This window comes from Acuticoccus mangrovi, from assembly GCF_016411865.1.
Taxonomy (GTDB): Bacteria; Pseudomonadota; Alphaproteobacteria; order Rhizobiales; family Amorphaceae; genus Acuticoccus; species Acuticoccus mangrovi.
Genome location: NZ_JAEKJA010000027.1, coordinates 34630 through 49636 on the forward strand (window position 1 = coordinate 34630; position 15007 = coordinate 49636).

The following is a 15007-nucleotide window of genomic DNA, read 5'->3' on the forward strand; positions in this document are numbered from 1 at the left end:
TTATCGTGTGGGATACAATCTCTAAAACTCGACCCGTCGGATACACATTCCCATGGTGATTTGCAAACGCCCGCGCAGGGCGGATGGCGCCGCTCGGGCGCAGCGGTCGGGGGCTGCGCGGGCATGGCGCCGCGCGCGTTCGGTCGCATGGGGAGGTCGGGACCGCCCGGGCGCGGGGATCGGCCCGCGCGCGCCTCGCCCGCGTGCGCGCGCCTCGTCAGACGGCGCTGACGGCCCAGAGGACCACGGCCTGCTCCTCGCCGGGGTTGCGCCAGCGGCGGGGCATCGCGTTGTCGTACCAGAAGCTGTCGCCCGTCTTGAGGCTCAGGAGGCGCTCGGCGAGCTGAAGCTCGAGCTGGCCGCTGACGACGTAGCCGATCTGGTGGCCCGTCTGCGTGGTGAAGAAGGTCGGGCCCGTCGACCCGCCCGGCTCGATCACCGCCCGATAGAGCTGCAGGTTGCTTCCGTTCGCGACCGGCGGCGTCAGGATCTCCTTGTGGATCCCCCCGAGCTTGGCCGAGTCGACGCTGCGGTGGCTGCCGGCGCGCGTCACCGCGCCCCGCGCGTCGTCGGTCTGGTCGGCCTCCACGTGGAGGTTCGCCAGGAACGTCTCGATCGGCGTGTCGAGCTCCTCGGCGAGGCCGTGGAGCGTCTGGATCGAGACCGACCGCAACCCGCGCTCCATCTGGCTGAGCAGGCTGACCGAGATCTCCGCGCCGTCGGCAACTTCCTTCAGCGACTTGCGCAACTGCTTGCGGCGCAGGCGCAATTGCTCGCCGAGCCACATATCCACGAATGAGCGAATATGCGTCGGGCGGGACCGCTTGACGCTCTGAGTCCGCTTCTGTCCGACCCTGGACGATCTGGTCTCCTCAGGATCCGACGGCTGGAGGTTCTCGTGCTGATCTGCCGTCGTCGCGCGCACCGGTATCCTCCGTTTTGTGCAGTTTCACAGCGAATCCGCATCCTGTCCAACGAGACATTTGACAGACATGGGACGCTGTGTAAATTTCACTAACGTGAAAATTGCACACCAAACTTTCCCAGGAATCACGGCGTGAAGCAGATCCTGCTCAACTCATTCGCTTCGTTCTCGGTGTCGCATAATCATCAGGGACTGTGGCAGCATCCGCGCGACCAGTCGTTGGATTACTGGCGGCTCGAGACCTGGACGACCCTCGCCGAGCTGCTGGAGCGGGGGCTGTTCGACGGGCTGTTCATCGCCGACGGTCTCGGTGTGTTCGACGTCTACGGCGGCGGGCCCGAGGCGACCATCGAGCACGCGGTGAACTTTCCGAAGAACGACCCGGCGACGATCGTGTCGGCGATGGCGGCCGTCACGCGTCATCTGGGCTTCGGGATCACCTTCAACGTGATCGAGGAGCTGCCCTACGCCTTCGCCCGCCGGATCTCCACGCTCGATCATCTGACGCACGGGCGCATCGCCTGGAACATCGTCACCGGCTATCTCGACAGCGCCGCCAAGGCGCGCGGCATCGCCAAGCTGATGCCGCGCGAGCAGCGCTACGCCATCGCCGACGAGTTCTGCGAGCTGACCTACAAGCTGTGGGAGGCGAGCTGGGAGGAAGACGCGGTCCTGCGCGACAAGGCGCGCGGGGTCTTCGCCGACCCGAAGAAGGTCCACCGGATCGTCCACGAGGGCGAGTTCTTCTCGCTCGACGCCGTGCACTATTGCGAGCCCTCGCCGCAGCGCACGCCCGTGCTGTTCCAGGCGGGCACGTCGCCCTCGGGCGTCGACTTCGCCGGCAAGCACGCGGAGTGCGTCTTCGTGAACGGCCCGTCGACCGAGAATGTCGGCGGCCGCGTGCGCCGCCTGCGCCAGGCCGTCGCCGATGCGGGACGCGATCCGCGCTCGCTCAAGGTCTTCGCGTCGCTGACCCCGATCGCCGCGGCCACCGACGCCGAGGCCTTCGACAAGCACGCCGAGTACAGCTCCTATATCGACAGCGTCGGCAGCCTCGCCCGGCTCTCCGCCTTCATCGGCCAGGACCTTTCGACGCTCGATCCCGACGCCTCGATCTCCGGCATCGAGAGCAACTCGATCCAGTCGATCCTGGAAAACCTCACCGCCAACGGCGGGCGCAAGGTGCGCGACGCCGCCAACAGCCTCAACCCCAACGGCGTCCAGCCGATGGTCGTCGGCTCGGGGGCGACGGTGGCCGAGGAGATGATCCGCTGGGTCGAGGAGGCGGACGTCGACGGCTTCAACCTCGTCCAGACCGTCAAGCCCGAAGGGGTGGAAGACTTCGTAACCCACGTCGTGCCGGAGCTGCAGTCCCGCGGCGCCTACAAGACCGCGTACGCCGAAGGTACGCTGCGCGAGAAGATGTTCGGCGCCGGGGCCTATACGCCCGACGATCATCCGAGCGCCAAGCTGCGCCGCGCCGCCAACGCCGGACCGTCCGCCGTGGCGCAGCCCGCTGCCGACGTAAACGCGTGAGCGGACCGGACGACGGCGGCCGGCGGGCCGCGGACCGCCACTCATCGCACCTCGAGGCGGCGCTCGCCCGACACGCTCCGGCCGACCCCGGCGGTGGGCGAGCACCCCGCCCCTTGCGACAGCGGCTCGGAGAGGACTGAATGCGCACCGGAGTGGAAGTCGGCGGAACCTTCACCGATCTGGTGGCCGTCGACGGGGACGATATCTTCCTGACCAAAGTCCCGAGCACGCCCTCGGCGCCGGACCGGGGTGTGCTCGAGGCGCTGTCGCGCTCGCCCGGGCCGCTCGCCCGCATCGAGGACCTCGTTCACGGATCGACCGTCGCGACCAACGCCATCCTGGAGCGGAAAGGGGCGAAGATCGCGTTCGTCACCACCGTCGGCTTCCGCGACATCCTGTTCCTGCAGCGCCACGACCGGCTGAACATCTACGACCTCGCCTATGCCAAGCCCGAGCCGGTGGTGAAGCGGCGCGACTGCTTCGAGGTCACTGAGCGGTGCGATTCCCAAGGCCGGGTGATCCGCCCGCTCGACGTCGAGGCGGAGGTGGAGCGCCTGTTGCCCCAGCTCAAGGCGGGCGGCTATGCGGCGATCGCGATCTGCCTGCTGTCGTCCTACGTGAACCCGACGCACGAGCGGCAGCTCCAGGCCGAGCTCATGCGCCGGCTGCCGGGGATCTTCGTCACCGGCTCGGCCGACGTCAGCCAGGAGTTCCGGGAGTTCGAGCGCAGCTCGACCACCACCCTCGCCGCCTACGTGCAGCCGGTGATCGACGCCTATCTCGATCGCCTGTCGAGTGCCGTCGCGGCGCAGGGCTTCGCGGGGCGCTTCAGCGTGATGCAGTCGAACGGCGGGCGGCTGCCGTCCGAGGGCATGCGCCGCAACGCGATCGCGGCGCTGTTCAGCGGGCCGGCGGCGGGCGTCGTCGGCGCGGTCCGCCAGTGCGGCCGCTCCGGCGTCGGCAACCTCATCGCCTTCGACATGGGCGGCACCTCGACCGACGTGTGCCTCGTCACCGACGGGCGGCCGGGCATCTCGGCCGACACCACCATCGGCGGTCTGCCGGTGCGCACGCCGGTGCTCGACATCGAGACGGTGGGCGCGGGCGGCGGCAGCCTGGTGTGGATCGACGAGGGCGGCATGCTGCGCGTCGGGCCGCAGAGCTCCGGCGCGGAGCCGGGGCCGGCCTGCTACGGCCGTGGCGGCACGGCGCCGACGATTACCGACGCCCACGTCATCCGCGGCACGATCCGCCCCGAGGCCTTCCTCGGCGGCGCGATGACGATCCACGTCGACAAGGCCCACGCCGCGTTTGAGCCCATCGCCAACGAGCTCGGCATGTCGATCCCGGCCGCCGCGGCGGCGGCGCTGCGGCTCGCGGTGGCCAACATCGTCCAGGCGATCCAGCTGGTCTCGACCGAGAAGGGGCGCGACCCGCGCGACTATGCGCTCGTGCCCTATGGCGGCGCGGGGCCGCTGCTCGCCGCCGAGGTGGCGGAGGAGCTCGGCATCACCACCGTGGTGGTCACGCCCAACCCCGGGGTGCTGTCGGCCTTCGGGCTCATCGCCTCGGATTTCTCGCGCATCTATGCCCGCACCCAGCGCTTCACGGTGGACGACGACACGGGCGAGGTGATCCGCGCGGCCTTCGCCGATCTCGAGCAGATCGCGCGCCGGGACTTCGCGACCTACGGGCTCGGCGGCGAGCTCGACTTCGTGCTCATCGCCGAGATGCGGTTCGCCGGCCAGGCCTTCGAGGTGCCGGTCGAGCTGCCGCTCGACGCGCTCTGCCGGCTCGACCGCCACGCCGTCACCGCGGCCTTCGTCGCCGCGCACGAGCGGATCTTCTTCCACGCCGGCCTGCCGAACCAGAAGATCGAGGTGGTGGGCTTCCGCCTCGAGGTCGCGCGCCCGGTCGACAGCCTGCCGAAGTTCCGCGAGCGCCCGCTGGGGCGTCCGACGGCCGCGCGGGCGACGATGTCGGGCGAGGCCGGATCCTTCGAAGCGGCGGTGTTCTCCTGCCCCGACCTGCCGACGGACGAGACCTTCGCGGGCCCCCTCCTCGCCGAGGGCTTCTCCTCGACGCTCTACGTGCCGGAGCGCTGGAGCCTGACGCGCGACGCCAGCGAGAACATCATCTTGACGAGGGAGGCGACATGACCGTCGACCCGATCGACTACGCGGTGATCAGCCAGGCCCTGCTTTCCGTTGCGCGGGAGATGGGGGCGAAGCTGATCCGCTCGGCCTATTCGACCATCCTGCGCGAGGCGCGGGACGGCTCGGCGGCGATCCTCGACCGCGACGGATACACCGTCGCCCAGGCCGAGCTGATCCCGATGCAGCTCGGCACGATCGGCTCCGTCTTCCAGGCCTGCGCGGCGGCCTACGACCTCGACGCGATGACCGAGGACGAGTTCTTCGCCATCAACGACCCCTATTCGGGCGGCCAGCATCTCCAGGACGTCTTCTTCTTCCATCCGATCTTCGTCGACGGGCGGCGCATCGGCTTCGCCGCCTCCGTGGCCCATCATCTCGATCTCGGCGGCGGCAGCCCGGGACTGAGCGTCAACGCGCTCGACGTCCACTCCGAGGGCATCATCATTCCGCCGACCAAGTGCTCGATGTCGCGGGACTGGAACGGCGGGGTGCTCGAGCGCCTGCTGCGCGCCAACGTCCGCGCGCCGTTGCAGACGATGGGCGACTTCGACGCCCAGATCGCCGCCAACCGGATCGGCATTCAGCGCGTGCAGGAGCTCGCGGCGAAGTATGGCGGGGCCAAGGTGGAAGCGGTGATGGCCGCCTTCCAGGACTATTCGGAGCGGCGGGCGCGCGCCGGGATCGCCGCCGCCCCCGACGGGGTCTATCACGGCGAGGCGACGCTCGACGACGACGGGCTGAGCGACACCCCGATCCGGATCTGCTCCACGGTGACGATCGAAGGCGACCGCCTCCTCGTCGACTACGAGGGGACGGACCCGCAGGTGGCGACGACGCTGAACGCGCCGCTCGCCTCGGTGCTGTCGGCGACGATGTCGTGCGTGAAGATGGTGCTCACCTCGCCGGACATCCCGTTCAATGCGGGGCTGCTGCGCCCGGTCGACGTGGTCGTGCCGGTGGGCTCGATCCTCAATCCGCGCTACCCGGCGCCGGTGCGGGCGCGGATGCTCGCCTGCTACCGCGCCTTCAACGCCACGATGAAGGCCTTGGCGCAGGCCGTGCCCGAGAAGGTGATCGCGGGCGGCTACGACGCCACGACGTCGGGCTGCCTCGCCTGGCTCGGCCCGTCCGGCTACTCGGTCTATCTCGAGATCTTCGGCGGCGGGTTCGGCGCCGGCGCCCGGCGGAACGGCTGCGACGCGGTCGACAGCCCGCTGTCGAACTGCGCCAATACGCCCGTCGAGGCGATCGACCAGGACTACACCTTCTTCCGCGTCGAGGACTACGCGCTCTTGCCCGACAGCTTCGGGCACGGCCGCCACCGCGGCGGGACGGGCTTTCGCCGCGCCTTCCGGATCCTGGAGGACGGGGCGACCATCTCGCTCTACTCGGACCATTTCCGCGGCACGGCCGAGCCGCTGTTCGGCGGCGGTCCGGGGACGACCGGCAGCTGCGAGATCCACCGCGGCGACGAGGTGATCTCGCTCCCCTCCAAAGCCAAGGCGGACCTCCGCAAGGGCGATCTCGTGGTGTTCAGCTTCGGCGGCGGGGCGGGCTACGGCGATCCGGCCGATCGGCGACCCGCCGAGATCGAGGCGGACATCGCCGACGGGCTCATGAGCCGCGAGGCGGCGCTCTCCGCCTATCCTCAGCTGCGGGAAGCCACCGATGCCTGAGCCCCGCTCCCCGCACGACGGCGGAAGCGTCGCCACGCTCATGGTCGGAGCGGCCACCGCCGGCCACCCGTCGACGACCCTCGTCGCCGAAGGCACGGCTCGGGCGTTTCTGGCTCGGGCGGGGATGGTGCGGGCGATCGTCGGGGCGCCCGCCGGTCGGCGCGCGGAGGCGGTGTGATGGCGTCCAGCGCGGAGTCCTTCCAGACCTCGCTGTGGTGGAATTCGGCGCTCGAGCCGCCGCTCGATCGGGCGTCGCTCGACGGCGAGCACCGTGTCGACGTGGCGGTGGTCGGGGCGGGATATACCGGCCTGTCGGCCGCGCTGCACCTCGCGCAGTCCGGCGCGAAGGTCGCCGTTCTGGAAGCGCGGCACACGGGCTTCGGCGCGTCGGGGCGGAACGGCGGGCAGATCATTCCGGGGCTCAAGCTCAATCCGGACGAGCTCGTCCGACGTTTCGGCGATGAGCGCGGCGGCGACCTGGTCGACGCGGTCGGCGGCGCCGCGGATCTGGTGTTCGACCTCGTCGAGGCGCACGGCATCCGCTGCCGGGCGGAGCGGAACGGCTGGGTCCAGGCGGCACACTCGGATCGCGCGCTGGAGACGGTGCTCGCGCGCGCCGAGCAGTGGAGGGCGCGCGGGGTGGCGGTCGAGATCTTCGACGCCGCACAGGTCGCGCGCGCGTTGGGCACGACCGTCTATCGCGGCGGCTGGCGCGACCCGCGGGCGGGCACGGTGCAGCCGCTCGACCTTGCCCGAGGTCTCGGACGCGCGGTGCTCGCGGCGGGCGGCGAGATCTGGGAGCAAAGCCCGGTCCGCTCGCTGACCCGCGCGGGCGAGGGCTGGACGTTGGCGACGGACGCCGGACGGGTGGTGGCGAACACGGTGGTGATCGCCGCGAACGGCTACGGCGACGGGCTCTTCGGCGGCCTCTCGCGCTCGGTTCTGCCGGTGCAGAGCATGGTGGTGGCGACCGAGCCGCTGAGCGAGGCTCTGCGCGCGGACGTGCTGCCGCGCCGCTTCTGCGCCTCGGAGACGCGCAAGATCGCGTTCTACTTCCGCCTAGACCCCGAGGGGCGCCTGGTCTTCGGCGGCCGCGGTCCCGTCGGGCCCGAGATGAGCGAGGGCCTCCAGAGCGCGCTCATCAAGGGACTGGCGCGGGTGTTTCCGCAGCTCGCGCAGACGCCGATCGCCCATCGCTGGTCCGGGCAGGTGGCGCTGACCCTCGACGATCTGCCCCACGTCCACGAGCTCGCGCCGGGGCTCTTCGCCGGGCTCGGCTACAACGGGCGGGGTGTCGCGATGGCGACGCTGGTGGGTCGGATGCTCGCGCGGCGGATCGCCGACGGCGTCCCGACGCCGCTGCCCGCGAGCCCACTTCGACCGGTTTTCTGGCACCGCTGGCGGCGTCCGGTGATCAACGCGGGCGTGCGCTGGTACTGGGCCCGCGACGCCGCAGGCTTCGCGGCCTGACGCGGCGCCCGACCTCTGCCGGAGCGGGGCCGACGCGCCCCCTCCGGGTGGCAACGAAGGAAAGGGCGGCTTTGCAACCGCCGGCGGCGGCTCGACGGCCCGCAGAAGGCCGGCCGTCATCGATCGAGACGGGAACGATGGGGATGACGGAATGATCGTCTGGCTCTTGATGCGTATCGCGCAGGCCTGCGGGATCATGCTGGTGATGACCGTGCTGGTCTTCATCGGCGTCCATGTCATCGGCGACCCGACCGCGATGCTCGTGTCGCCGGAGGCGAGCGCGCAGGACCGGGCCCGCATGATCGCCGCGCTGGGGCTCGATCAGCCGCTATGGCTGCAGTATCTGCACTTCCTCGGCGGCATTCTGCAGGGGGACATCGGCAACAGCTTCGTCTTCCACCTGCCGGCGATGGGTCTCATCCTGCAGCGCATGCCGGCGACGCTCGAGCTGGCGTTCTGCGCCCTGCTCTTCGCCCTGCTGATCGGAGTCCCGCTCGGCCTCTACTGCGGTCTGCGGCCGAACACGACGCTGTCGAAGATCATCATGACGTCGAGCATCGTCGGCTTCTCGATCCCCACCTTCTGGTTGGGGTTGATGCTGATCCTGCTCTTCTCGGTCAATCTCGGCTGGCTGCCGAGCAGCGGCCGCGGCGAGACGGTCAAGATCCTCGGCATCGGCTGGTCGTTTCTGACGCTCGACGGGCTGTCGCACCTCGCGATGCCGGCGTTCACGCTGTCGCTCTACAAGGTCGCCCTGGTGCTGCGCCTGGTGCGCGCCGGCGTGCGCGAGATCATGCCGCTGGAGCACGTCCGCTTCGCGCGGGCCAAGGGCCTGTCGCAGCGGCGCGTGGTCGTGGTGCACGTCCTCAAGAACCTGATGATCCCGGTCGTCACGGTCACAGGCATGGAATTCGGAACGCTGATCGCCTTCTCCCTCGTCACCGAAACAGTCTTCGGATGGCCGGGGATGGGAAAACTGATCATCGATTCGATCAACTTGCTCGATCGCCCCGTGATGGTTGCCTACCTGGTGATCATCGTCGCGCTGTTCAGTGCCATCAATATTATCGTCGATATCCTCTACATGCTGCTCGACCCCCGAATTCGGCCGCGTTGACGTCCGCGCCGTGCCCGAGACCCGCAGAACGCCGCCCGACCCGATCACCCCCGAGACGACGGCCCGTCGCCGCGCCGCCAGGAGCACCATGGACGAACAGCTGGATCAGATGCCCCGCCCTCGCCTGCGCGACGCCGGTGGCGGCGCGGGCCGACGAGCGGGCCGGCGGCTCGGAAACGGCGATGCCGTCCGCGGTTCCATTCTCGCCGCCCGCGACGGGCTCGGACCGGCCGAGCGCGCCGTCGCCGGTCCCGTGACGCGCATACGCAATCAAGCCTGCACCACCCCCCTACCGCTAGCTCTGAGGGAGACCGCCATGAACCGTTTGTCCCGGGTCGTCCGTTCCAGTCGGCGTCTGGCCGCCGCGATCGTGATCGCCACCGGTGCCGCGAGCGCCGCCCACGCCGACGAACTGACCATCGGATCGCGGACCGAGATGTCCACGATGGACCCGCACGCGCTGTGGTCCGGCACCAGCGCGCAGTTCTACAACCACTATCTCGGCTTCCTGACGAACATCGGACCGGACAACAGCGTCCTGCCGGCCATCGCCGAGAGCTGGGAGAGCGAGGGCGAGAACCTCTGGGTGTTCCACATCAACCCGGACGCGGTCTTCCAGGACGGCACGAAGATCACGGCCGAGGACGTGATCGCCTCCTACGAGCGGGCGATCAACAGCCCGAAAGGGTCCTATGGCGGCCTCTTCGCCGGGGTCACCGGCTTCTCCGCGCCCGATCCGCTGACGCTCGAGATCCACACCGAGCGCGCGTATCCGACGCTGCCCAACGCCATGACCCAGATCGCGGTCCTGCCGAAGTCGGTCAACGAAACCGCGACGCCGGAGGACTTCCTGACCGCGAAGGCCAACGTCAGCGCGGCCCCCTACAAGTTCATCGAATATATCCCCGGCGATCACCTCACCGTGGAGCGCAACGAGGCGTGGTTCGGCACGCCGGCGAAGTGGGACCGGATCACCTTCCGCTTCCTGTCGAACCCCGCCACCCGCGTCACCGCGCTGCTGTCGGGCGACGTCGACCTGATCGACGGGGTGCCGCCGGAAGACGCCGCGCGCCTGCGCACCGACGACCGCTTCAACGTCGTCTCGGGGCCCAGCGACCGGGCGGTCTACATGACCTTCGACCTGGCGCGGGACGTGACGCCCTATGTCGCCGACAAGGCGACGGGCGAGCCACTGCCCACGAACCCGTTCAAGGATCTGCGCGTGCGCGAGGCGCTCTCGCTCGCGGTGGACCGCCGGGCGATCACCGAGCGCGCGATCGACGGCATGGCGGAGCCCGCGAACCAGGTCGGCACGCCGACGCTCGGCGGGTTCGCCGAGGACTATCCGCCCAAGGCGTACGATCCCGCACGCGCGAAAGAGCTGCTCGCCGAGGCGGGCTATCCCGACGGCTTCGCCCTGACGGTGAGCTGCATGCAGGGCCGCCTGGTGAATGACGCGCGCGTCTGCCAGGTGCTGGGCCAGATGTTCCAGCGCATCGGCCTCGACGTGACCGTCGACGTCGAGCCCTACGCCGTCTTCATCACCAAGGCGACCTGCCACTGCGACGACCGCAAGAGCTTCTTCATGAGCACCTGGGCCTCCTCCTCGGCCGGCGAGGTGGGGATCGCGCTGCGCAACGTGCTGCACAGCTACGAGCCCGACAAGAAGCTCGGCGTGTGGAACCTCGGCGAATACTCCAACCCCGAAGTCGACGCCCTGATCGAACAGTTCTCGACCGTTCTCGACCAGGAGAAGCGGCGCGACATGGAAAAGCAGGCGATGCGCATGGCGATGGACGACCTCGGCGTGCTGCCGCTGCACATGCAGTCGGTCATTCTCGCCGCCAAGGCCGGGCTCAAGCCCACGATCTTCGGCAACGAATACACCCTCGGCGACTACGTCGAGCAGACGGACGCGCCGTGAGGGCTCGCGCCGCTTTCGCCGCCGGCGCCTTGGCGATCCGACGGCCCCGCGCCGGACGCGCCGGCATCGCCGGCGATCGCCGCCCAGAATGGAAGAAGGGGAAGACGATGAAGACTTGGATGAAGTCCGTCCTGCTGGCTTCGGCCGTCGCGGCCGTCTGCAGCCACGGGTCTCGGGCCGACGACCTCGTGATCGGGGCGAGGACAGAGATGGCCTCGATGGACCCGCACACGCTGTGGTCGGCCGCGACGTCGCAGTTCTACAACCACTATCTCGGCTATCTGGTGAACATCGCGCCGGACAACAGCGTGCTGCCCGCCATCGCCGAGAGCTGGGAGGCGCAGGGCGACGATCTTTGGGTGTTCAAGATCAACCCCGACGCGCAGTGGTCGGACGGGACGCCGATCGTGGCGAGCGACGTCATCGCCTCCTACGAGCGGGCGATCAACAACCCCAAAGGCTCCTATTCGGGGATCTTCGCGGGGGTCGACGGCTTCGACGCGCCGGACGAGCACACCCTCGAGATCCACACCGCCGGGCCCTACCCCACCCTGCCCAACATGCTCACCCAGGTTGCCGTGCTGCCGCCGTCGGTGATCGAGGGCGCCGAGCCCGGCGACTTCATGACGCCGAAGGGCAACGTGGGCGCGGCACCCTACAGGTTCGTCGAATACGTGCCCGGCGACCACCTGACGCTGGAGCGGTCCGAGACCTATTTCGGCGACCCCGCGCTGTGGGACACGGTGACGTTCCGCTTCCTGACCAATCCCGCGACGCGCGTGACGGCGCTGCTGTCCGGCGACGTCGACATGATCGACGGCGTCCCCCCCGAGGACGCCGCGAAGCTGAGCGACAATCCCGACTTCAACGTCGTCTCGGGCCCGAGCGACCGCGTCGTGTTCATGACGTTCGACATCTCCCGCGACGTGACGCCCGAAGCCGTCGACAAGAACGGTGACCCGCTGCCGGAGAACCCGTTCAAGGACGTTCGCGTGCGCAAGGCGTTCGCGCTCGCGATCAACCGCGAGGCGATCGCCGCGCGCGCCATGGACGGCATGGCCACCCCCTCGAACCAGATCGGGACGCCGACGCTCGGCGGCTTCGATCCGGACTATCCGCCGATCGGCTACGACCCCGAGGCGGCGAAGAAGCTCCTCACCGAGGCGGGCTATCCGGACGGCTTCGGCCTGACCGTCGCGTGCATGAACGACCGGCTCGTCAACGACGAGCGGATCTGCCAGATCGTCGCCCAGATGCTGCAGCGGATCGGCATCCGCACCACGGTGGACATCGAGCCCTATTCGGTGTTCGCCACCAAGGCGACCTGCCACTGCGACGACCGCCGCAGCTTCTTCATGAGCACCTGGGCCTCGTCCGCGGCCGGCGAGGTGAGCATGGCGCTGCTCAACCTCTTGCACAGCTACGAGCCCGAGAAGAAACTCGGAACCTGGAACCTCGGCGAATACACCAACCCCGCGCTCGACGAGAAGATCGAGACGCTCGCCACCGTGCTCGATCCGGACGAGCGGCATGCGCTGGAGCGCGAGGCGATGCGCATGGCGATGGACGACTACGCGGTGCTGCCGCTCCACATGCAGTCGGTGATTCTCGCGGCGCGCAAGGGGCTCGAGCCCTCGGTGTTCGGCAACGAGTACACGCTCGCCAACTACGTCCGGCCCGAAGGCGAGTGACGGGCGCGCGGGTGCGCGGGGCGGGGCTCCCCGGCCCCGCCCCGCGGCCCGCAGTCCGACCCGGGATCGACGGCAGGGAGAGCGCACCTGAAGGATCTGGAGAAGAGCATGACGACGTGTCTGAAGCGCCTTCTGGTCGGCGCGCCGGCCCTCGCGGCGAGGACCGGCGCGCGCATCCGCGTCCGCAAACGGACCGATCGGCGGCCCGCATCGCGGAACGAGCCCGATCGATCCAGAGCGATGCCTCGCGCCCGAGGCCTCGCCCCGCCGCGGCGGGGCCTCGCCGAACGGCCCACCCGCACGACGATGCTGCCCGTCCACCCCGGCTGACCGCTAGCGCCGCCCGCCCCGCACCGCCGCGATCTCCTTGGAGCCACTGATGTCCACGCCCCCAACTCCCACGATTTCCGTGCGCAACCTGTCGGTGCGCTTCGGCGAAAGCGAGGTCGTGAAGAACGTGTCGTTCGACGTCGCGCCGGCCGAAACCCTCGCCGTGGTCGGGGAATCGGGCTCGGGCAAGAGCGTGACGTCCTATGCGATCATGCGCCTGCTCGGCCGATCCGGCGTGACCGTCAGCGGCTCGGTCGAGATGGGCGGACGCAACCTCCTCGACCTCTCCGAGCCGGAGATGGAGGCGGTGCGCGGCGGCGAAATCGGCATGATTTTCCAGGAGCCGATGACGAGCCTGAACCCGGTGCTGAAGGTCGGCTTCCAGGTCAAGGAGGCGCTGCGCGCCCACAAGACGCTGTCGAGCGCGGAGGCCAAGGAGCAGACGCTCGAGCTTTTCGACCAGATGCGCATCCCCGACGCCCGCCGCCGGCTCAACGACTATCCGCACATGTTCTCCGGCGGCATGCGCCAGCGGATCGTCATCGCGACCGCGCTCGCCTGCCGGCCTTCGCTGCTGATCGCGGACGAGCCGACCACCGCGCTCGACGTCACGATCCAGGCGCAGATTCTCGAGCTCCTGAAGGACATCCAGCGCCGCAACGGCATGTCGGTCATCTTCGTGACCCACGACATGGGTGTGGTCGCGAACATCGCCGACCGCGTGCTGGTGATGCGTCGCGGCGAGGTGCTGGAGCAGGGGAGCGTGGAGCAGGTCTTCAACGAGCCACAGCACGCCTACACGAAGCTGCTGATCCAGGCGGTGCCGCGGCTCGGCGATATGACCGGATCGGCAACCCCGCGCCGGTTCGGTCGGGGCGCGGGCGAAGCGGCGACGGTCCCGCTCACCGCCCCGCCCTCCCCCACTGTGCCGACCTCCGCGGCACCTTCCCCCAGAGTGCCGACCTCCGCGGCACCTTCCCCCACTGTGCCGACCGCCGCGGCACCGTCCGCCGGAGTGCCGGCCTCGTCGGCGCCGTCCCCCGCGGTGCCGGCCTCCGCCGTGCCCGTGCCGGCCGCGCCGGCGGAGGCGAAGCCGCACCTCGGGAAGGCGCGCCCGGTGCTCGAAGTGCGCAACCTCGTCACCCGCTTCGCCGTGCGGGGCGGCCCGCTGCGCCGCCACGTCGGCAACGTGCACGCCGTCGAGAACGTGTCGTTCAGCATCGCGCCGGGCGAAACCCTCTCTCTCGTGGGCGAATCGGGCTCGGGCAAGTCCACCACCGGACGGACGATCCTCGGCCTGGAGCAGGCGCAGTCGGGGGAGATCCTGCTCGACGGATACGAGGTCCGGCCGAGCACCCGGCGCGGGATCCGCGAGCTGCGCTCCTCCATCCAGATGATCTTCCAGGACCCGTTCGGATCGCTCGACCCTCGCCAGCGCATCGGCAGTGCGGTCGCCGAGCCCGTGATCTCGCGCGGGCTCGCCAGCCGGGCGGAGGCGTCCAGGAAGGTCGACCATCTCCTGCGCCGCGTGGGCCTCGATCCGGCGGTCCGAACGCGCTACCCGCACGAATTCTCCGGCGGGCAGCGTCAGCGGATCTGCATCGCGCGCGCCCTCGCCGTCGATCCGCGGCTCGTCATCGCCGACGAGGCGGTCTCCGCGCTCGACGCCTCGGTCAAGGCGCAGGTGGTCGACCTGATGATCGACCTGCAGGAGGAGTTCGGCCTCGCCTACCTCTTCATCAGCCACGACATGGCGGTGGTCGAGCGCATCAGCCACCGGATCGCGGTGATGTACATGGGCGAGATCGTCGAGATCGGCAGCCGCGCCGACATCCTCGAGCGCCCGCGGCACGCCTACACGCGCCGGCTGCTCGATGCCGTGCCGGTTCCCAATCCGGAGCACCGGCGCAAGCGCCTTCCCGCGCCCGAAGGCGAGCTGCCGAGCCCGATCCGGCCCGTCGGCGCCCACCGTCCGCAGACGCGGATGGTCGAGGTCGCCCCCGGCCACTTCGTCCTGCGGACGCTCGAGGAGATCGCCGACGAGCCCCTGCCCCAGATCGAGCCGGTGCCGTCGGTCGACGACGCGCTCGCCGACGAGATGATGCGGTTCGGCCGCGCATGATCCCGTCTTCGCCGGCGAGCCCCCACCCCTTCGCGCGCATGAGAGAGACCCGAACATGAG

At 69.8% G+C, this 15007-nt stretch carries 10 protein-coding genes; 9 read left to right on the forward strand and 1 reads right to left on the reverse strand.

Annotation, left to right across the window (positions count from 1 at the left end; genetic code table 11):
- Positions 1 to 217: 217 nt before the first annotated feature.
- The gene (locus JCR33_RS22160; RefSeq protein WP_232372765.1) at positions 218 to 787 is read right to left on the reverse strand and encodes a helix-turn-helix domain-containing protein; all 570 of its coding nucleotides are present in this window, start codon (positions 785 to 787) and stop codon (positions 218 to 220) included.
- A 270-nt stretch (positions 788 to 1057) separates the two neighbouring features.
- Here JCR33_RS22160 and JCR33_RS22165 point away from each other — a divergent pair, with 270 nt between their 5' ends.
- The 9 genes from JCR33_RS22165 to JCR33_RS25155 all read left to right on the forward strand — a co-directional run bounded on the left by JCR33_RS22165 (position 1058) and on the right by JCR33_RS25155 (position 14947).
- Complete coding sequence (locus JCR33_RS22165; RefSeq protein ID WP_198884323.1) at positions 1058 to 2461, forward strand: LLM class flavin-dependent oxidoreductase; 1404 nt, start codon at positions 1058 to 1060, stop codon at positions 2459 to 2461.
- Between the two features lie 140 nt (positions 2462 to 2601).
- Positions 2602 to 4620 (forward strand): hydantoinase/oxoprolinase family protein, encoded by a 2019-nt coding sequence (locus JCR33_RS22170; protein WP_198884324.1) that lies wholly within the window; start codon positions 2602 to 2604, stop codon positions 4618 to 4620.
- Positions 4617 to 6293 (forward strand): hydantoinase B/oxoprolinase family protein, encoded by a 1677-nt coding sequence (locus tag JCR33_RS22175; RefSeq protein WP_198884325.1) that lies wholly within the window; start codon positions 4617 to 4619, stop codon positions 6291 to 6293. The genes JCR33_RS22170 and JCR33_RS22175 overlap by 4 nt, the downstream gene beginning before the upstream one ends.
- Complete coding sequence (locus JCR33_RS22180; RefSeq protein ID WP_198884326.1) at positions 6286 to 6471, forward strand: hypothetical protein; 186 nt, start codon at positions 6286 to 6288, stop codon at positions 6469 to 6471. The genes JCR33_RS22175 and JCR33_RS22180 overlap by 8 nt, the downstream gene beginning before the upstream one ends.
- The gene (locus JCR33_RS22185) at positions 6471 to 7763 is read left to right on the forward strand and encodes an NAD(P)/FAD-dependent oxidoreductase (protein WP_198884327.1); all 1293 of its coding nucleotides are present in this window, start codon (positions 6471 to 6473) and stop codon (positions 7761 to 7763) included. Before JCR33_RS22180 ends, JCR33_RS22185 begins: the two co-directional genes overlap by 1 nt.
- Positions 7764 to 7914: 151 nt before the next feature.
- Positions 7915 to 8880, forward strand: a complete 966-nt coding sequence (locus tag JCR33_RS22190) for an ABC transporter permease (RefSeq protein ID WP_198884328.1) — start codon at positions 7915 to 7917, stop codon at positions 8878 to 8880.
- A gap of 316 nt (positions 8881 to 9196) precedes the next feature.
- A complete protein-coding gene (locus tag JCR33_RS22195) occupies positions 9197 to 10804 on the forward strand; it encodes an ABC transporter substrate-binding protein (protein ID WP_198884329.1) in 1608 nt (535 codons plus the stop codon).
- A 107-nt stretch (positions 10805 to 10911) separates the two neighbouring features.
- Entirely contained in the window at positions 10912 to 12495 is a 1584-nt protein-coding gene (locus tag JCR33_RS22200; RefSeq protein WP_198884330.1) for an ABC transporter substrate-binding protein, read from the forward strand.
- 379 nt (positions 12496 to 12874) lie between these two features.
- On the forward strand, positions 12875 to 14947 hold the full coding sequence (locus tag JCR33_RS25155) for an ABC transporter ATP-binding protein (RefSeq protein WP_232372760.1): 2073 nt from the start codon (positions 12875 to 12877) through the stop codon (positions 14945 to 14947).
- Positions 14948 to 15007: the final 60 nt, after the last annotated feature.

What these genes read in the sequence shown, in the direction of transcription:
- JCR33_RS22160 (WP_232372765.1), bottom strand. Translation starts at nt 787, where the DNA reads ATGTGGCTCGGCGAGCAATTGCGCCTGCGCCGCAAGCAGTTGCGCAAG.
- JCR33_RS22170 (WP_198884324.1), top strand. Translation starts at nt 2,602, where the DNA reads ATGCGCACCGGAGTGGAAGTCGGCGGAACCTTCACCGATCTGGTGGCC.
- JCR33_RS22175 (WP_198884325.1), top strand. Translation starts at nt 4,617, where the DNA reads ATGACCGTCGACCCGATCGACTACGCGGTGATCAGCCAGGCCCTGCTT.
- JCR33_RS22180 (WP_198884326.1), top strand. Translation starts at nt 6,286, where the DNA reads ATGCCTGAGCCCCGCTCCCCGCACGACGGCGGAAGCGTCGCCACGCTC.
- JCR33_RS22185 (WP_198884327.1), top strand. Translation starts at nt 6,471, where the DNA reads ATGGCGTCCAGCGCGGAGTCCTTCCAGACCTCGCTGTGGTGGAATTCG.
- JCR33_RS22190 (WP_198884328.1), top strand. Translation starts at nt 7,915, where the DNA reads ATGATCGTCTGGCTCTTGATGCGTATCGCGCAGGCCTGCGGGATCATG.
- JCR33_RS22195 (WP_198884329.1), top strand. Translation starts at nt 9,197, where the DNA reads ATGAACCGTTTGTCCCGGGTCGTCCGTTCCAGTCGGCGTCTGGCCGCC.
- JCR33_RS22200 (WP_198884330.1), top strand. Translation starts at nt 10,912, where the DNA reads ATGAAGACTTGGATGAAGTCCGTCCTGCTGGCTTCGGCCGTCGCGGCC.
- JCR33_RS25155 (WP_232372760.1), top strand. Translation starts at nt 12,875, where the DNA reads ATGTCCACGCCCCCAACTCCCACGATTTCCGTGCGCAACCTGTCGGTG.